General features: G+C 69.5%; 17 protein-coding genes. 11 read left to right on the top strand and 6 right to left on the bottom strand.

What is annotated here, in order from left to right:
• Nucleotides 1–1182, bottom strand: coding sequence for a M23 family metallopeptidase (locus tag AB0H76_RS38600; protein ID WP_357332616.1), 1182 nt, complete (start codon nucleotides 1180–1182; stop codon nucleotides 1–3).
• A 526-nt stretch (nucleotides 1183–1708) separates the two neighbouring features.
• On the opposite strand from AB0H76_RS38600, the gene sucC reads away from it, so the two are divergent.
• The 7 genes from sucC (at nucleotide 1709) to AB0H76_RS38565 (ending at nucleotide 10850) form a co-directional block, all read left to right on the top strand.
• A complete protein-coding gene (gene sucC / locus AB0H76_RS38595) occupies nucleotides 1709–2875 on the top strand; it encodes an ADP-forming succinate--CoA ligase subunit beta (RefSeq protein ID WP_357332614.1) in 1167 nt (388 codons plus the stop codon).
• A 27-nt stretch (nucleotides 2876–2902) separates the two neighbouring features.
• Complete coding sequence (sucD, locus tag AB0H76_RS38590; protein WP_357332612.1) at nucleotides 2903–3817, top strand: succinate--CoA ligase subunit alpha; 915 nt, start codon at nucleotides 2903–2905, stop codon at nucleotides 3815–3817.
• A 180-nt stretch (nucleotides 3818–3997) separates the two neighbouring features.
• Nucleotides 3998–5017 carry a DUF5336 domain-containing protein gene (locus AB0H76_RS38585; RefSeq protein WP_357332610.1) on the top strand — a complete coding sequence of 340 codons (1020 nt, stop codon included), beginning with the start codon at nucleotides 3998–4000 and terminating at the stop codon, nucleotides 5015–5017.
• Between the two features lie 133 nt (nucleotides 5018–5150).
• Nucleotides 5151–6767, top strand: coding sequence for a DUF6350 family protein (locus AB0H76_RS38580; RefSeq protein ID WP_357332608.1), 1617 nt, complete (start codon nucleotides 5151–5153; stop codon nucleotides 6765–6767).
• A 199-nt stretch (nucleotides 6768–6966) separates the two neighbouring features.
• Nucleotides 6967–7587 carry a phosphoribosylglycinamide formyltransferase gene (purN, locus tag AB0H76_RS38575; RefSeq protein ID WP_357332606.1) on the top strand — a complete coding sequence of 207 codons (621 nt, stop codon included), beginning with the start codon at nucleotides 6967–6969 and terminating at the stop codon, nucleotides 7585–7587.
• Between the two features lie 34 nt (nucleotides 7588–7621).
• Entirely contained in the window at nucleotides 7622–9196 is a 1575-nt protein-coding gene (purH, locus tag AB0H76_RS38570) for a bifunctional phosphoribosylaminoimidazolecarboxamide formyltransferase/IMP cyclohydrolase (RefSeq protein ID WP_357332700.1), read from the top strand.
• Nucleotides 9197–9281: 85 nt separating this feature from the next.
• Entirely contained in the window at nucleotides 9282–10850 is a 1569-nt protein-coding gene (locus AB0H76_RS38565) for a family 20 glycosylhydrolase (RefSeq protein WP_357332604.1), read from the top strand.
• Here AB0H76_RS38565 and AB0H76_RS38560 read toward each other — a convergent pair.
• Nucleotides 10847–11302, bottom strand: coding sequence for a hypothetical protein (locus tag AB0H76_RS38560; protein WP_357332602.1), 456 nt, complete (start codon nucleotides 11300–11302; stop codon nucleotides 10847–10849). The genes AB0H76_RS38565 and AB0H76_RS38560 overlap by 4 nt on opposite strands.
• 181 nt (nucleotides 11303–11483) lie before the next feature.
• Between AB0H76_RS38560 and AB0H76_RS38555 the strand changes: the two genes are divergently transcribed.
• Entirely contained in the window at nucleotides 11484–12026 is a 543-nt protein-coding gene (locus tag AB0H76_RS38555) for a LysM peptidoglycan-binding domain-containing protein (protein ID WP_357332600.1), read from the top strand.
• A gap of 60 nt (nucleotides 12027–12086) precedes the next feature.
• On the opposite strand, the gene rpsR is transcribed toward AB0H76_RS38555, so the two are convergent.
• From rpsR to rpmB, 4 genes are read right to left on the bottom strand one after another with little or no spacing between them, the layout of a single operon-like run.
• On the bottom strand, nucleotides 12087–12341 hold the full coding sequence (gene rpsR, locus AB0H76_RS38550) for a 30S ribosomal protein S18 (RefSeq protein WP_357332598.1): 255 nt from the start codon (nucleotides 12339–12341) through the stop codon (nucleotides 12087–12089).
• Between the two features lie 29 nt (nucleotides 12342–12370).
• A complete protein-coding gene (rpsN, locus tag AB0H76_RS38545) occupies nucleotides 12371–12676 on the bottom strand; it encodes a 30S ribosomal protein S14 (RefSeq protein ID WP_357332596.1) in 306 nt (101 codons plus the stop codon).
• A gap of 1 nt (nucleotide 12677) precedes the next feature.
• A complete protein-coding gene (gene rpmG, locus AB0H76_RS38540; RefSeq protein WP_357332594.1) occupies nucleotides 12678–12848 on the bottom strand; it encodes a 50S ribosomal protein L33 in 171 nt (56 codons plus the stop codon).
• A gap of 10 nt (nucleotides 12849–12858) precedes the next feature.
• The gene (rpmB, locus tag AB0H76_RS38535; RefSeq protein WP_357332592.1) at nucleotides 12859–13095 is read right to left on the bottom strand and encodes a 50S ribosomal protein L28; all 237 of its coding nucleotides are present in this window, start codon (nucleotides 13093–13095) and stop codon (nucleotides 12859–12861) included.
• 107 nt (nucleotides 13096–13202) lie between these two features.
• Here rpmB and AB0H76_RS38530 point away from each other — a divergent pair, with 107 nt between their 5' ends.
• Genes AB0H76_RS38530 through rpmF form a run of 3 tightly spaced genes read left to right on the top strand, consistent with a single transcriptional unit; the run spans nucleotide 13203 to nucleotide 14933 of the window.
• Nucleotides 13203–14492 carry a GTP-binding protein gene (locus AB0H76_RS38530; protein ID WP_357332591.1) on the top strand — a complete coding sequence of 430 codons (1290 nt, stop codon included), beginning with the start codon at nucleotides 13203–13205 and terminating at the stop codon, nucleotides 14490–14492.
• Nucleotides 14489–14758 (top strand): type B 50S ribosomal protein L31, encoded by a 270-nt coding sequence (locus tag AB0H76_RS38525; RefSeq protein WP_357332589.1) that lies wholly within the window; start codon nucleotides 14489–14491, stop codon nucleotides 14756–14758. Before AB0H76_RS38530 ends, AB0H76_RS38525 begins: the two co-directional genes overlap by 4 nt.
• Before the next feature lies 1 nt (nucleotide 14759).
• Nucleotides 14760–14933: a 50S ribosomal protein L32 gene (rpmF, locus tag AB0H76_RS38520; protein ID WP_357332587.1), complete on the top strand. Its 174-nt coding sequence runs from the start codon at nucleotides 14760–14762 to the stop codon at nucleotides 14931–14933.
• Nucleotides 14934–15118: the final 185 nt, after the last annotated feature.

The raw sequence follows: 15118 nt of genomic DNA, 5'->3' as shown, positions 1-15118 counted from the left end.
TCAATCGCGCTGGACACCGAGGCCGATGCCCCGGGTGGCGAGCCACGGCACCGGGTCGACCTTGTCGACGCCGTTCAGCCAGACCTCGAAGTGGCAGTGCGGGCCGGTGGAGAAGCCGCGGTTGCCCATGGTGGCGATCTGGTCGCCGGCCATCACGCGGGTCCCCTGCGACACCGTGGCGGTGTCGATGTGGCCGTAGATGGTGACGGTGCCGTCGTCGTGCAGCAGGCGCACCCACATGCCGAAGCCGGCGGCGGGGCCCGCCTCGAGCACGGTGCCGTCGGCGACCGCGTAGATCGGCGTGCCGATCGGCCCGGCGACGTCGATGCCGAGATGCTGCACACCCCAGCGGGCGCCGTAGCCGGAGGTGTAGTTACCCGAGGTGAACTTCACGAACAGCGGCCGCAGCTTGGCGGCCTCGGCCGCGGCGAGATCCTCGGCGTACTTGCGGCCCTTCTCCAGGATGTCGGAGAACTGACCGAAGTTCGCGGGGGAGGAGACGTTCAAGACCTGCGGTGCGACGGCCGAGGCGCCGGGCTCCTCCAGGCTGACCGACTGCGCGGCGATCTCGTGGATCTGGCCCGACGCTTCGTAATCGATGGTCTGCGAAGCCTCTTTGGGGGAGGCCATGGCGCACTGGCCGGCGGCGACGACCGCACCCGCGGCCACGGCGACGACCGCGGCGCGGCCCTTGAGGGCGGCCGGCGGTGCGGGCATCCGGTGCGCGCCACCGCGCCGCGCCTTGGGCAGCGCGGGGATCTCGGTGGACTCGGGCGCCCAGGCGCCGCTGGAATCCGGGGTCCACTCGTCGGCGGCGGGTGCCCAGGGCTGCTCGGCTTCGGGAGCCCAGTTGTTGTCGACGTCGGGGGACCAGGTGCCCTCTTCGGCCGACCAGTTGTCGTTGGCCGCCCAGGCGCCGCCGTCGGACCACGAATCCGCCTGCGCCCACTCGTTGTTGGTGGCCCAGCCGTTGTTGTCGTAGCCGCCGTTGTCGTAGGCGGCGTAGTCGTCGTACTGCTGGGGCGCGGGCGCGGCGGCGGGTGCCGCTGCGGCGTACCGGCTGTTGGACGACGGGAAGGCTCGTCTGCCCTGATCGGCGGTGGCGGCGGGTTCGTTGTCGTCGCGATAACGATGACCCGAGCGAGCGCGATTATCGGAATTGAGGGTGGAGCGATGATTCATCGGAGATGCCACATCATGAAGCGCGAAAAGCGGGTGCTACGAGGAGAAACTGGCGCCCACAGGGAACGGTGAACCTGTGGAGTGCTGCTGTGCGTCAAGCTTGCCGTCCTCCTGGTTGTGACCGAGTTGTGACATCGACCGCATTGACGGTAACGAAACGATTGCAGGGTCCGCAAGCGTTGCGCGCGATCGAGCCAAACATGTGAGATTGATCACGGTAACGGTGCGGAATTTCTCACGCCGTGCGGGGCACTCTGGTGAGGCTACCCGACGACGCTGCGTAGTACTTTGCCCGTGATGGGCGGGATGTCCCGGTTTACCTGGCGCGGCGTCAACAAGCTACTCGTCAGTAGTGTTGGCCAGCGGTTTTTCCGCGCCGCGTATCTGCCCGTGACCTGCGCCACTTACGATGAACGTGGCCGATTGGCCCTCCATGTGACTGGTTAGAGTCCGACCCGACCCGCTTCCGACGTTCGGGCCGCCAACAAAGACGTTGTCATAGCAACGCAGACGAGACGGTGAGTACATGGATCTCTTCGAATATCAGGCGAAGGAGCTCTTCGTTAAGCACGGAGTGCCTTCGTCCGAGGGCCGCGTCACGGATACTGCCGAGGACGCCCGCGCCATCGCCGAGGAAATCGGCAAGCCGGTGATGATCAAGTCCCAGGTGAAGGTCGGCGGCCGCGGTAAGGCCGGTGGCGTGAAGTACGCCGCCACCCCGGCGGATGCGTTCGAACACGCGTCGAACATCCTCGGTCTGGATATCAAGGGCCACATCACCAAGAAGGTCCTGGTCGCCGAGGCCAAGGACATCGCGGAGGAGTACTACATCTCCTTCCTGCTGGATCGTTCCAACCGCACCTACCTGGCCATGTGCTCGGTGGAAGGCGGCATGGAGATCGAAGAGGTCGCCGAGAAGACCCCCGAGCGCCTCGCCAAGATTCCTGTCGACGCCGTCAAGGGCGTCGATCTCGCGTTCGCGCGTTCCATCGCCGAGCAGGGCCACCTGCCCGCCGAGGTGCTCGACGCCGCGGCCGTGACCATCCAGAAGCTGTGGGAGGTCTTCATCGGCGAAGACGCGACCCTGGTCGAGGTCAACCCGCTGGTGCGCACCCCCGAGGGCGAGATCCTGGCCCTGGACGGCAAGGTCACCCTGGACGAGAACGCCGACTTCCGGCAGCCGGGCCACGCGGAGTTCGCCGATCTGGACGCGACCGAACCGCTCGAGCTCAAGGCCAAGGAGAACGACCTCAACTACGTCAAGCTCGACGGTGAGGTCGGCATCATCGGCAACGGCGCCGGTCTGGTCATGTCGACCCTGGACGTCGTCGCCTACGCCGGCGAGAACCACGGCGGCGTCAAGCCCGCCAACTTCCTCGACATCGGCGGCGGCGCCTCGGCCGAGGTGATGGCCGCGGGACTGGACGTCATCCTGGGTGACGAGCAGGTCAAGAGCGTGTTCGTGAACGTTTTCGGTGGCATCACCGCCTGTGACGCGGTCGCCAACGGCATCGTGAAGGCGCTGGAGATCCTCGGCGCGGAGGCGAACAAGCCGCTGGTCGTCCGTCTCGACGGCAACAAGGTGGACGAGGGTCGTCAGATTCTCGCCGAGGCAGCACACCCGCTCATCACGCTTGCGCAGACAATGGACGAAGGCGCCGACAAGGCCGCCGAACTGGCTGCCGCCCGCTAACGACGGCCGAGTAAGGACAAAACAGATATGTCTATTTTCCTGAACAAGGACTCCAAGGTCATCGTCCAGGGCATCACCGGCGGCGAGGGCACCAAGCACACCGCGCTGATGCTGAAGGCGGGCACCCAGGTCGTCGGCGGCGTGAACGCCCGCAAGGCCGGCACCACGGTCTCGCACACCGACAAGGACGGCAACGCCGTCGAGCTGCCGGTGTTCGCGACCGTCGCCGAGGCGATCAAGGAGACCGGCGCCGACGTGTCGATCGCCTTCGTGCCGCCGAAGTTCTCCAAGGACGCCATCCTGGAGGCCATCGACGCGGAGATCCCGCTGCTCGTGGTCATCACCGAGGGCATCCCGGTGCAGGACACCGCGTACGCGTGGGCCTACAACGTGGAGAAGGGCAACAAGACCCGCATCATCGGCCCGAACTGCCCCGGCATCATCACCCCGGGTGAGGCGCTGGTCGGCATCACCCCGGCCAACATCACCGGCAAGGGCCCGATCGGCCTGGTCTCCAAGTCCGGCACCCTGACCTACCAGATGATGTACGAGCTGCGCGATTTCGGCTTCTCGACCGCCATCGGCATCGGCGGCGACCCGGTCATCGGCACCACCCACATCGACGCCATCGAGGCGTTCGAGAAGGACCCCGAGACCAAGCTCATCGTCATGATCGGCGAGATCGGCGGCGACGCCGAGGAGCGGGCCGCGGCCTACATCAAGGCCAATGTCACCAAGCCGGTCGTCGGCTACGTGGCGGGCTTCACCGCGCCCGAGGGCAAGACCATGGGCCACGCCGGCGCCATCGTCTCCTCCGGCGGCGGCACCGCCCAGGCCAAGCAGGAGGCGCTGGAGGCCGCGGGCGTGAAGGTCGGCAAGACCCCGTCCGCGACCGCCGCTCTGGCCCGCGAAATTCTGGAAAAGGCGAGCATCACCGCCTGATTCGCCCGAATAGTACGAAGGCCGCCCACAGAACCTGAGGGCGGCCTTTGTATTTGGCGTTTCAGCAAGGCGTCCGGTTGGTTGAGGGTGACCTCGGCGGACGAGTGCAGTAGCGTCAAGAGAGGTTCCAGACGTGTTAAGCACGAAACGCACGAAACGATCGACGTAGGAGACGACGACATGTCATACCCGACCGGGGGCTCCGGGTACAACACACCCGCAACGCCTTCCGCACCAAGCAATCTCGGCCAGCCGGCCAGCAGTGGCGGTTCAGGTGCGAGTGCGTCCGGGTCCGAGGGCAAGGGACTTCCGTTCTTCCTGCTCGTCGGTGTCGCCGCGCTCGGTGCTGTGAACTTCCTGCTCGGCTTCCTGCCCTACGCCTCCGTCGCCGACGAGAGCGTGAGCGGCTTCCAGATCGGCCTCGCGGGCCCGCTCGGCCTGCTGCTGTTCAGCGGCCTGCTCGCCGGGCTCTCGCTGCTGCCCGAGCAGAACTGGAAGGCCATCTCCGGCGCTGCCGCGGTGGCCGGTTTCCTCGGCGTCGCGGTGCAGGCCTTCAGCCTCCCCGAGGGGCTGGACACCGGCATCGGCGCCTGGGTGCTGCTGTTCCTGGGTCTGGTGCAGGCCGGCCTCGCCGCCGCCGTGGTGCTCTTCGGCCTGGGCCTGGTGAAGCTGCCGGCGCCCAAGCCGGCGTCCGCGCCGGGCCAGGGCGGATACCCCGCCGGCCAGGGCGGTTACGGCCAGCAGTCCTTCGGCGGCCAGGGCCAGCCGGGGCAGCCGTACGGTCAGCAGTCCTTCGGCGGTCAGCAGGGCGGTCAGTCCTTCGGCCAGTCCGGCTACGGCAGCAACACCGGCGGCCAGTACCAGCAGCAGGCCGGCTACGGCCAGCAGCAGTCCTACGGCCAGCAGAGCCAGCCGGGCCAGCAGCAGGCCGGTTACGGTCAGCAGCAGCAGTCCTACGGCCAGCAGCCCGGATACGGTGCGCCGCAGCAGGGTTCGCCCTACGGCCAGGCCGGCCAGCCGCGTCCCGACGACAGCGCGACGCAGCACTTCAGCGCCCCGCAGGCGGGCCAGTACGGCGGCACGCCGAGCTACGGCCAGCAGCCGGGTCAGGCCGGCCAGCCGTTCGGCGGCGAGCAGGGCGAGGATCCGGCCAACAAGGCCACCCGCGCCTTCCGTCCCACGGACGACCAGCAGCAGTAAACGATGAGTGGCGTTGGGGCGCACGGGCTCCCCGACGCGAGTAGTGCTACGCGAGCACCCACCCCGAACCAGGGTGGGTGCTCGCGGCGCGCCTGGCCCCGTCCGCGACGGAAAGCTGAGACGCTGAATTGTCATGAGTTCTTCCAGAAATAGCCTCGAGCGGTGGACCGGCGGCTCCCGTGATGCCCAGGAGAGCGGCAGTACCCGTTCGACCAAGAAGGGCCGTGCGCCGGCCGACACCGGTGACGACGTCGCCTTTCTCGCCCTGACCCCGGAGCGCGGCCGGGCCCTGCTGCTGGTGGCCGCCCGCCCCGCGGCGCTGGCGCTGACCGTGATCACCGTGCTCGTGCTGCTCACGCTGCTGACCGCGCGCAGCGACCTGACCGGCACCGCCGGCGCCATCGCCGCGACCTGGCTTGCGGCGCATCAGGTTCCGCTGGTGATCGGCACCACTTCCCTCGGCCTGCTGCCGCTGCTGCCGACCGGGCTGGTCCTGTGGCTGACCTGGCGCGAGTGCGCCCGCGCGGTCGAACCGGACAGTTCCCGCGCCGATCTGGCCTGGCTGGCGGGCGCCGCGGTGGCGGGCCCGCTGCTGGTGACCGCGGTCTGCTCGGCCGTCGCCGAGGACGCCTCCGGCGTGGTCGCGCTGCAACCGCCGAACACGCTCGCCGCGTTCGCCTGGGTGATCGGCCTGCAACTGCTCGCCGCGGCGGGCGGCATCGCCACTCGGACCGGCCACCAGCTGGTTTCGCGCCTGGAGCTGCCGGAGTGGACGGTGGCCGCCGGCTACGCCGCGCGCCGCACCGTGCTGCGGCTGCTGGCCGCGGGCACCGTGGTGACCCTGCTCTCGTTCCTGCTGCACTGGTCCCGCATCGGCGACACCTACCAGGCGGCCGGCAACTTCGCGGGCGTGCTCGGCCTGACCGTGCTGTCGCTGGCCTACCTGCCGAACGTGGTCATCGGTGCGCTCGGCGTGCTGTTCGGCGCGAGCGCGCATTTCGGTGAGGCGTCGATCGGCCTGTTCACGGTGACCGGCGGCCCGATCCCGGCGGTGCCGGTGCTCGCGGCGCTGCCCGAGGGCCCGGCCGCGGCCTGGTGGCTGGTATTCCTGCTGGTTCCGGCTGCCCTCGGCGTGCTCAACGGCCTGGACTGCGGCCGCACCTCGCCCGATCAAGCCACCTCGCCGTGGGCGACACTGGTCTCGGCCGCGCTGGTCAGCATGGCGCTGACCCTGCTCGGCGCGATCGGCGGCGGCGTGCTCGGCAGTTTCGGTGCGATCGGGCTGGACCTGCCGCTGTTCGGACTGCTGAGCTTCGGCTGGCTGGCGATCGCCGGGTATGTCGGCCTGATGTTCGCGCGCTGGTTCGTGGTGCCGGTCGGTACGGCGCCCGCGTTCACCGAGGCGGCCGCCGCACCGGAGGACGACGACCACAGCTATTTCGAAGAACACGGCGAGTACGACGAGCACGCCTACGACGACGATGACCCCGACGGCTACTACGACGACGATCCCGACGCCGAGTACCACGAGGACGACGACTACGACGAGGACTACACCGACTACGACGGCCCCGAGCTGGAGGTCGAGGTCGAGGGCGAACTCGTCGAGGAGGACGACGTGCCCGCGGTCACGGCGACCGGCGAATCCGCGACCACCGCACCGCCGCCCGACATCGTCGACGCGGAAGTGGTCGACACCCACGAGTCCGACCCGGACCCGGATCCGCGGCCGTACTTCCGGAGCCGGTGAGGCCCGGACGCTCTCGTCGCGCACACCCGGCAACCGGTCGACAGTGAGCTGACCCACCCCACTAGGCTCTATGTCGGCGGCGGGCCGATCCTTCGCCGTCGCACCGATTCGCACGAGCTACACCGCCCCGGCGCTGATTCGCCGGTGGCTGGTGCCCGATCGCAGGAGCAGAACCCTGACGTCCTCGACTGCCCCGTGGATGCCCACCGCGGCACCGGCCACCGTCGTCGTGCTCGCCTCGGGCACCGGGTCGCTGCTGCGCGCACTGCTCGACGCGGCGAGCGTCGCCGGGTTCCCCGCGAAGATCGTCGCGGTCGGGGTGGACCGGCCGTGCGCCGCCACCGAGCACGCCGACGCCGCGGGCGTCCCGCACTTCCGGGTGGCCCTGAAAGACTTTCCCGACCGGTCCGCCTGGGATGTCGCGCTGACCGAGGCGGTCGCCGAGTTCCAGCCCGACCTGGTGGTCTCGGCCGGCTTCATGAAGATCCTCGGCCCCGTCTTCCTGGCCCGGTACGGCGGCCGGATCCTCAATACCCATCCCGCGCTGCTGCCCGCGTTCCCGGGCGCGCACGGCGTGCGCGACGCGCTCGCCTACGGGGTGCGGGTCACCGGTTCGACGGTGCACCTGGTCGATTCGGGGGTGGACACCGGCCCGATCCTGGCCCAGGAGGCGGTCGCGGTGCTGCCCGGGGACGACGAGGCGAGCCTGCACGAGCGCATCAAGGTTGTCGAGCGACGGTTGCTGGCGGAGGTTGTCGCCGCCGTCGCCACGCGAGGCATTGTCTCCGACGGACGAAAGGCAGTTATTCCTCATGAGTGATCCCACGGGGACGGTAGGAGACGCGGCCAACGAGGTGGGTGACCGCCGCCCGATCAAGCGGGCGCTGGTCAGCGTCTACGACAAGGCCGGGCTCGTCGAGCTCGCGACCGGTCTGCACGCCGCCGGGATCGAGCTGGTGTCGACCGGTTCGACGGCGGGCAAGATCGCCGCGGCCGGCATTCCGGTGACGAAGGTGGAAGAGCTGACCGGGTTCCCCGAGACCCTGGAGGGCCGGGTCAAGACCCTGCATCCGCGGGTGCACGCGGGCATCCTCGCCGACACCCGCAAGCCGGATCATCTCGAGCAGCTCGTGGAGCTGGGCGTTCCGGCGTTCGAGCTGGTGGTGGTGAACCTGTATCCGTTCACCGAGACCGTCGCGAGCGGCGCGTCCATCGACGAGTGCGTCGAGCAGATCGACATCGGCGGCCCGTCCATGGTGCGTGCCGCCGCCAAGAATCATCCGTCGGTCGCGGTGGTCGTCGCCAGCGCCGATTACGACCAGGTGCTGGCCGCCGTCGGCGCCGGTGGTTTCACCCTGCCGGAGCGGACCGCCTTGGCGGCCAAGGCTTTCCAGCACACCGCGAGTTACGACGTGGCCGTTGCCAGCTGGATGACCAACGTTGCCGTCCCGGCCGCGACGCCGGAACCCGAAGCGGCACAGCAGTTCCCGGCCTGGGTCGGCGGCACCTGGACCCGCGAGGACGTGCTGCGCTACGGCGAGAACCCGCACCAGGCCGCCGCGCTCTACCGCAGCGAGGGCGGGGCCGCGGGCCTGGCGCAGGCCGAACAGTTGCACGGCAAGGAGATGTCGTACAACAACTACACCGATGCCGACGCCGCCTGGCGCGCCGCCTACGACTTCGACGCGCCCGCCGTGGCGGTCATCAAGCACGCCAACCCGTGTGGCGTCGCGATCGGCGCGGATATCGCCGAGGCGCATCGCAAGGCGCACGCCACCGACCCGGTCTCCGCGTACGGCGGCGTGATCGCGGCCAACCGCGAGGTGTCGGTGGAGATGGCCGAGCAGGTCGCCGAGATCTTCACCGAGGTGATCGTGGCCCCGGGCTACGCCAACGGCGCGGTGGAGGTGTTGCAGCGCAAGAAGAACGTGCGGGTGCTCATCGCCCAGCCGGCCCAGCGTCGCGGTGCGGAGCTGCGCCCGATCAGCGGCGGCGCGCTGCTGCAGCAGCGCGACATCCTGGACGCCGAGGGTGACAGCGCGGCCAACTGGACCCTGGCCGCCGGTGCGCCCGCCGACGAGGCGACCCTGCGCGATCTCGAATTCGCTTGGCGCGCTTGCCGCGCGGTGAAGTCCAACGCCATTCTGCTCGCCAACGACGGCGCGGCCGTCGGCGTGGGCATGGGGCAGGTCAACCGCGTCGACTCCTGCAAGCTGGCCGTGGAGCGCGCGGGGGACCGGGCCAAGGGCTCGGTCGCGGCCTCGGATGCCTTCTTCCCGTTCTCGGACGGACCGCAGATCCTGGTCGCGGCCGGCGTGCGGGCGATCGTGCACCCGGGCGGCTCCATCCGCGACAAGGACACCATCGAGCTGTGCCGGGAGCAGGGCATCACGCTCTACCTCACGGGGTCCCGCCACTTCGCGCACTGAGCGCACCTGTCGAAACGCCACGCCGGACCGGGGTCCGGCGTGGCGTTCGCTATTCAGGGACCAGCGAATTTCGTAGGCTGGCCCGATGATCAAGAACCCAGCCGCCCGGTTCGCGGTGGCAGGCGCGTTGCTGCTGTCGGTGCTCACCGTGGGCGGCACCGGGCCGTCCGGCGCGGAGCCTGTTGCGCCGCAGGCGGTACCGGCGCTGCGGAGCTGGGCGCCGGGCGGGCCGGGGTTCACGCTGGGCGCGCAGGCCCGGGTGCACTACGCCGAGAACTCGCTGCGCGACATCGCGACCGGCTTCGCGGCGGAACTGGGCGCGGCCACCGGCCAGGCCGTTGTCGCGCAACCGGGTTCAGCCGGTGCGCCCGGCGATATCGTGCTGCGCACCGGCCCGGTCCCGGCGGCGCCGGATACACCCGAGGCCTATCGAATCGAGGTCTCGGCGGCCCTGGAGCTGTCGGGAGCGGGCCCGGCGGGCGCGTTCTACGCGACCCGCTCCGCGCTGCAATTGCTGCGCCGGGCCGCGGCCGTCCCCGGTGGCACGGTGACGGATTGGCCGGATTACGCCGAGCGCGGCCTGATGCTGGATGTGGGCCGGGAGTTCATGCCGGTGCCGATGCTGCGGGCGCAGATCCGGCGGATGGGCATGCTCAAGCTGAATCTGCTGCACCTGCATCTCTCGGACAGCTTCGGCTTCCGGCTGGAGAGCACCCGGCACCCGGAAATCACGGCCCCGGAGCACTATTCGAAGCAGGACATCCGGGAGTTGATCGCCTACGCCGCCGCGCATCAGGTCGAGATCGTGCCCGAGGTCGATTTCCCGGGCCACATGAACGGCATTCTCGCCGCGCACCCGGATCTGAAGCTGCGCAGCGCCGCCGGGGCGGTCTCGGACGCCGCGATCGACATCTCCGATCCGCGCAGCTATGACCTGATGCGCGACATCCTCGAGGAGTTCCTGCCGCTGTTCTCCGGCCGCTACTGGCACCTGGGCGCGGACGAGTTCTTGCTCAACGGCATGAAAGTGGCAGGCTACGAGGATTATCCGCAGCTGGGGGCGTATGCCCGCGCGACCTACGGCGGGCACGCCGAGCCGGTCGACGCCTTCCTCGGCTTGATCAACTGGGGTGCCGCGATCGTGCGCGAGCACGGCAAGCGGCCGCGTATCTGGAACGACGGCCTGCACACCGGCGCGGGCACGCTCACCGTCGACAGCGATGTCGTCGTCGACTACTGGAGTCGCGCGGGCATCCCGCAGCTGCCGCTGCCGTTCTTCGGAATCGCGCGCACCCCACAGGATCTCGTCGCCGCCGGGCATCAGGTGAAGAACGCCGCGTTCCTGCCGACCTACTACGTGGCGGGCGGCCCGGCGGGCCTGATCGCCAACCAGCCGCCCGTGCTCGGCTACGAGCTGTGGGATCCGGCGGTCTTCGTCGACGGGACGCGGCTCACGCCCGCGCAGAACGCCGCGAATCTCGGGGCGAGCCTGCATGTCTGGTGTGACGACCCGACCGTGCAGACACCGGATCAGATCGCCGGGTCGATCACCATGCCGCTGCGCGTGATGGCCCAGAAGACGTGGGGCCCAGCGCATCCGGGCAGCTATGCCGAATTCGCGGCGTTGTCCGACGCGATCGCCGAGCCGATCTAGCCGGCGCTCAGCACTTTCCGGTCGCCCAGCGGCGAGGTCAGGGGAATCTCCAAGGTCCCGAACACGATCTCCATCGTGCACATCCGCCCGACGGCGTCGGCCAGGGTGCCCGAGCGGACCTCGACGGTCACCGTCTTCGCGGTCTCGGTGGTGGTCGCGTCCACGCCGTAGCAGGCGGGGTTGCCGGCCTGGAAGTGCACCGCGATCTTGTCCGCGCCCACGCGAGTCCAGCCGGTGAACGGAATCGGATGTGCGCCAACGATGGTGGGGTCGGCGGTGAACGTCTTGCCCTGGCTCGGCCGGTCGGTCTCGGTGGGCGCGCTCGCCGCGGACGTGCTCGGGGCGCTGGAATCCGCTTGCCCGCCAGCGCTGTCGGAGCTACCGCAGCCGGTGAGGCCGAGGGCCAGCGCGACGACGGCGACGAGGGGGCGGGCGCCCGGCATCCGATGCATGGCACCCACCCTAATCGAGCGCGGAACCGCCGCCGGGGCGACGCAACGGTTAATCAACAGCAAATCGCGGTGCCCGAATCCCGGGTTGCACAGCGCATCCGCAGTAGATTCGGCTCGCGGCGCGCCCCGAGTGGGCGGGCGTCGCTATGAGATGCGCTCTCACCTCGGCGAAAGGAACATCGTGGGCGACACCCTGCGGGTAGGCGAAGAACTGGGACTCGGTCAGTCCCTGACCAACGGTGCGTACACCCTCACCTTGCAGCCGGACGGCAACCTGGTGCTGTCCGAGCCGGGCGGAAATGTGGTGTGGGCAGCCCAGACTCACGGTCAGGACGTGCAGCGGGCGGTGCTGCAGCAGGACGGCAATTTCGTGGTGTACAAGGGTGACGGGTCGGCCGCCTGGTCCACCGAGACCAACGGCAAGAGCGTGGATCGCCTGACCCTGCAAGCGGATCGCAACGTGGTGCTCTACGGCGCCGACGGTGCCGCGGTCTGGTCCACCGAGACCCACACCGACTCCCCGCTGGCGGCGGAGGAGCCGGCGGCCGCGCCGGCACCGGCGCCGCAGGGCGGCCAGACCTACACGGTCGAGCCCGGCGACACCATGTGGGCAATCTCCGAGCGTTTCCTCGGCGACGGCAACCGCTATCAGGAGATCGCCGATGCCAGCGGCATCGACAACCCGGATTCGATCCAGCCGGGGCAGGAACTGAAGATCCCGTAGGCGCGGGACTATCGAAGCGGGCCCCGGAGCCGATCCGGGCCCGCTTCGTCGTTGTCCGGCCTAGCGGCTGGTGAACGGAAGCAGCGCCATCTCGCGCGCGTTCTTCACCGCCACGGCGACCTGCCGCTGCTGCTGCGGGGTCAGCCCGGTGACGCGGCGGCTCCGGATCTTGCCGCGATCGGAGATGAAGGTGCGCAACAGGTTCACGTCTTTGTAGTCGACGGTTTCGATGCCCGCGGCGATGAGCGGGTTCTTCTTCGGACGACGGGCCTGGTCGGCACGCGCCTTCTTCGACGGTGCTCGTTTGACTGCCATTTCAGGGCTCCTTCCGCAGGATCGGTGGGTTACCAGCTCGACTTGCTCACACCGGGGAGCTCGCCGCGGTGGGCCATCTCACGCACGCGCACACGGGAGAGTCCGAACTTGCGGAGGTGACCGCGCGGACGCCCATCCGCGGCGTCCCGATTGCGCAATCGTACCGGACTGGCGTCACGCGGCAGGCGTTGTAACGCGGCCTGGGCGGCGGCGCGCTGGTCTTCGGGCGTGCCCGGCCGCCGGATCAGTTCTTTGAGCTCGGCGCGGCGAGCGGCGTAGCGCGCCACCACTTCTCGGCGCTGTTCGTTGCGCGCGATCTTGGATTTCTTGGCCATCTCAGCGTTCCTCGCGGAAGTCGACGTGTTTGCGCACGACGGGGTCGTATTTCCGCAGCACCATCCGGTCCGGGTCGTTGCGCCGGTTCTTCCGGGTGACGTAGGTGTAGCCGGTGTCGGCGGTGGACTTCAGTTTGACGATCGGCCGCAGTTCGGTCGATTTGGCTGCCATGGGGCGCTCCTCAGATCTTGTCGCCGGCGGCGCGCAGGCGGGCGACGACCGCCTCGATGCCGTCGCGGTCGATGGTCTTGATGCCCTTGGTGGAGACGGTCAGCGTGATGCGCCGGTCTTCGCTGGGCAGGTAGTAGGTCTTGCGCTGGATGTTGGGGTTCCAGCGCCGGTTCGTCCGCTTGTGTGAGTGCGACACGGACTTGCCGAAGCCGGGCTTGCGCCCGGTGACCTGGCAGTGGGCCGACATGCGGGCTCCCTCCGGTAGGTGATGATGACAATCATTTTCGACAACGACTGTTCCAGACTGTACCGTTGCTCTTCGGTTAATGGAAATCATTGTCGAAAGGAGTTCCGGTGGCTGTTCTCGAACGCACGCCGGTCGTGCTGATCGCGGGCTTCGCGGGCCGGGCCACCGAGGGCGTGGATCATCTCGCCGCGGAGCTGGGCGAGAGCCCGGGCACGGTCGTGGTCCGGCACGAGCTGAGTGCGCTGCGTGAGGGCATCGTGCGGCGCGCGGTCCGGCAGGACGGGCAGGTGCGCACCGAGGTCCTGGAGCTGGCGCACGGCTGCGTGTCCTGCACGCTGCGCGCCGATCTGCTGCCGCTGCTGTGCCGGTTGGCCGCGCGGGATTCGGTGCGCCGCATCGTGCTCGCGCTGGATCCGGCGTTCGAGGCCGAGGCGGTCTGCCAGGCCATCGCGGACGTGGTGGTGGCCGGGATCGTGGGCCGGGTGGACGGGCCCGCGGGCCGCGACGTGCGCGTCGAAGCCGTGCTGACCTGCCTGGACACCCAGACCTGGCTGGCCGACGCCACCGGCGAGGAGACCCTCGCCGAGCGCGGCCTGGCCGCCGCCGACGACGAGCGCACGGTCGCGCAGGTGGCCGTGGGCCAGGTCGACTTCGCCGACGCCCTGGTGGCGCTCGGCCCCGCCGTCGACGCCATGGCGCAGGCCCGGCTCGCCGAGGTGCTGACCCGGCTGGTGCCCGATGCCCCCACCTGCTGGAGCGCGGACCTCGCGACCGTGCGGGCGGCCGAGATCGAGACACTGCTGGGCCGGATCCCCGCCGGTTCGCGGCGCGGCCGGATCTTCGACGCGCACGCCCCGCTGCTGCGCGGGCTGCCGCCGCTGCACACCGAGCACGGCGTCACCCTCGTCGAGTTCGCGGCGCGCCGGCCGTTCCATCCGGAACGCCTGCACGAGGCCCTGGACGTGCTGTTCGACGGCGTGGTCACCGCACGCGGGCGGATGTGGCTGGCCACCCAGCCCGAGGAGGTGGTGTGGCTGGAGTCCGCGGGCGGCGGCCTGCGGGTCGGCGGTGCCGGGCGCTGGCTGGCCGCGTTGCCGGCCGAGGAAGTGGCGCAGGCTGATCCGGCCCGGCGCGCGCTGGCGGCGCTGCGCTGGGACGAGACCTTCGGCGACCGCGACATCTCGCTGGTGATCCTGGCGCACGACGCCGATCCCGCCGACATCCGGCACGCCCTGCACTGGGCGCTGGTCGAGGACGACGAGTTGCGCCTGGTGGAACGCGCGCCCGAGCGGGTGGCGCAGTGGACCGACCCGTTCGGCACGTGGCACGAAGACCCGTGCGCGGATCCGGAATTGGATCCCGCGCAGGCCGAATCACAGAGAGGAGAAAGCAAGTGAGGCACGGAATTCATCCCGACTACCACCCCGTCGTCTTCGAGGACCAGAGCACCGGCAAGCGGTTCCTGACCCGGTCGACCGCCACCAGCGCGCGCACCGTGCAGTGGGAGGACGGCAACACCTACCCGCTGCTGGTGGTGGACGTGACCTCGGATTCGCATCCGTTCTGGACCGGGACCAGCCGCGTGCTGGACGCCCAGGGCCGGGTGGAGAAGTTCGAGCGCAAATACGGCCGCCGTACGCCGCGCGCCGGTAAGGAGAGCTGAGATGGCGGTCCCGAAGCGGCGGATGTCGCGTTCGAACACACGCAGTCGCCGGTCGCAGTGGAAGGCCACCGCACCGGACCTGGTGGAGGTCACGGTGGGTGGAACGACGTACCGAGTGCCGCGCCGTGTGGTCAAGGCGGTGCGGCTCGGCCTGCTCGATCCGAGCAGGCTCTAGACCTACCTCGCGAAACGGTTATCCGTCAGCAAATAATGACGTGGAAGCAACCTGGAGCTTTTCCGAAAGCCCAGCTAGCGGGCAGATAACCATGGGGGGAAATGCGTACTGGTAGTTGGTTTTTGGTGACCGTAAAAGTCCTAATGCAGTGATGAAATCGTGTCGTCTCACCGGTACATTCATCC

The organism is Nocardia sp. NPDC050712, assembly GCF_040654295.1.
GTDB lineage: Bacteria > Actinomycetota > Actinomycetes > Mycobacteriales > Mycobacteriaceae > Nocardia.
The sequence above is the reverse complement of the archived record's forward strand: the minus strand, read 5'-3'. Positions and strand labels throughout refer to the sequence as shown.

Coding starts and splice junctions, on each gene's coding strand:
- AB0H76_RS38600 (WP_357332616.1), bottom strand. CDS start 1,182: ATGAATCATCGCTCCACCCTCAATTCCGATAATCGCGCTCGCTCGGGT.
- sucC (WP_357332614.1), top strand. CDS start 1,709: ATGGATCTCTTCGAATATCAGGCGAAGGAGCTCTTCGTTAAGCACGGA.
- sucD (WP_357332612.1), top strand. CDS start 2,903: ATGTCTATTTTCCTGAACAAGGACTCCAAGGTCATCGTCCAGGGCATC.
- AB0H76_RS38585 (WP_357332610.1), top strand. CDS start 3,998: ATGTCATACCCGACCGGGGGCTCCGGGTACAACACACCCGCAACGCCT.
- AB0H76_RS38580 (WP_357332608.1), top strand. CDS start 5,151: ATGAGTTCTTCCAGAAATAGCCTCGAGCGGTGGACCGGCGGCTCCCGT.
- purN (WP_357332606.1), top strand. CDS start 6,967: ATGCCCACCGCGGCACCGGCCACCGTCGTCGTGCTCGCCTCGGGCACC.
- AB0H76_RS38565 (WP_357332604.1), top strand. CDS start 9,282: ATGATCAAGAACCCAGCCGCCCGGTTCGCGGTGGCAGGCGCGTTGCTG.
- AB0H76_RS38560 (WP_357332602.1), bottom strand. CDS start 11,302: ATGCATCGGATGCCGGGCGCCCGCCCCCTCGTCGCCGTCGTCGCGCTG.
- rpsR (WP_357332598.1), bottom strand. CDS start 12,341: ATGGCAGTCAAACGAGCACCGTCGAAGAAGGCGCGTGCCGACCAGGCC.
- rpsN (WP_357332596.1), bottom strand. CDS start 12,676: ATGGCCAAGAAATCCAAGATCGCGCGCAACGAACAGCGCCGAGAAGTG.
- rpmG (WP_357332594.1), bottom strand. CDS start 12,848: ATGGCAGCCAAATCGACCGAACTGCGGCCGATCGTCAAACTGAAGTCC.
- rpmB (WP_357332592.1), bottom strand. CDS start 13,095: ATGTCGGCCCACTGCCAGGTCACCGGGCGCAAGCCCGGCTTCGGCAAG.
- rpmF (WP_357332587.1), top strand. CDS start 14,760: ATGGCGGTCCCGAAGCGGCGGATGTCGCGTTCGAACACACGCAGTCGC.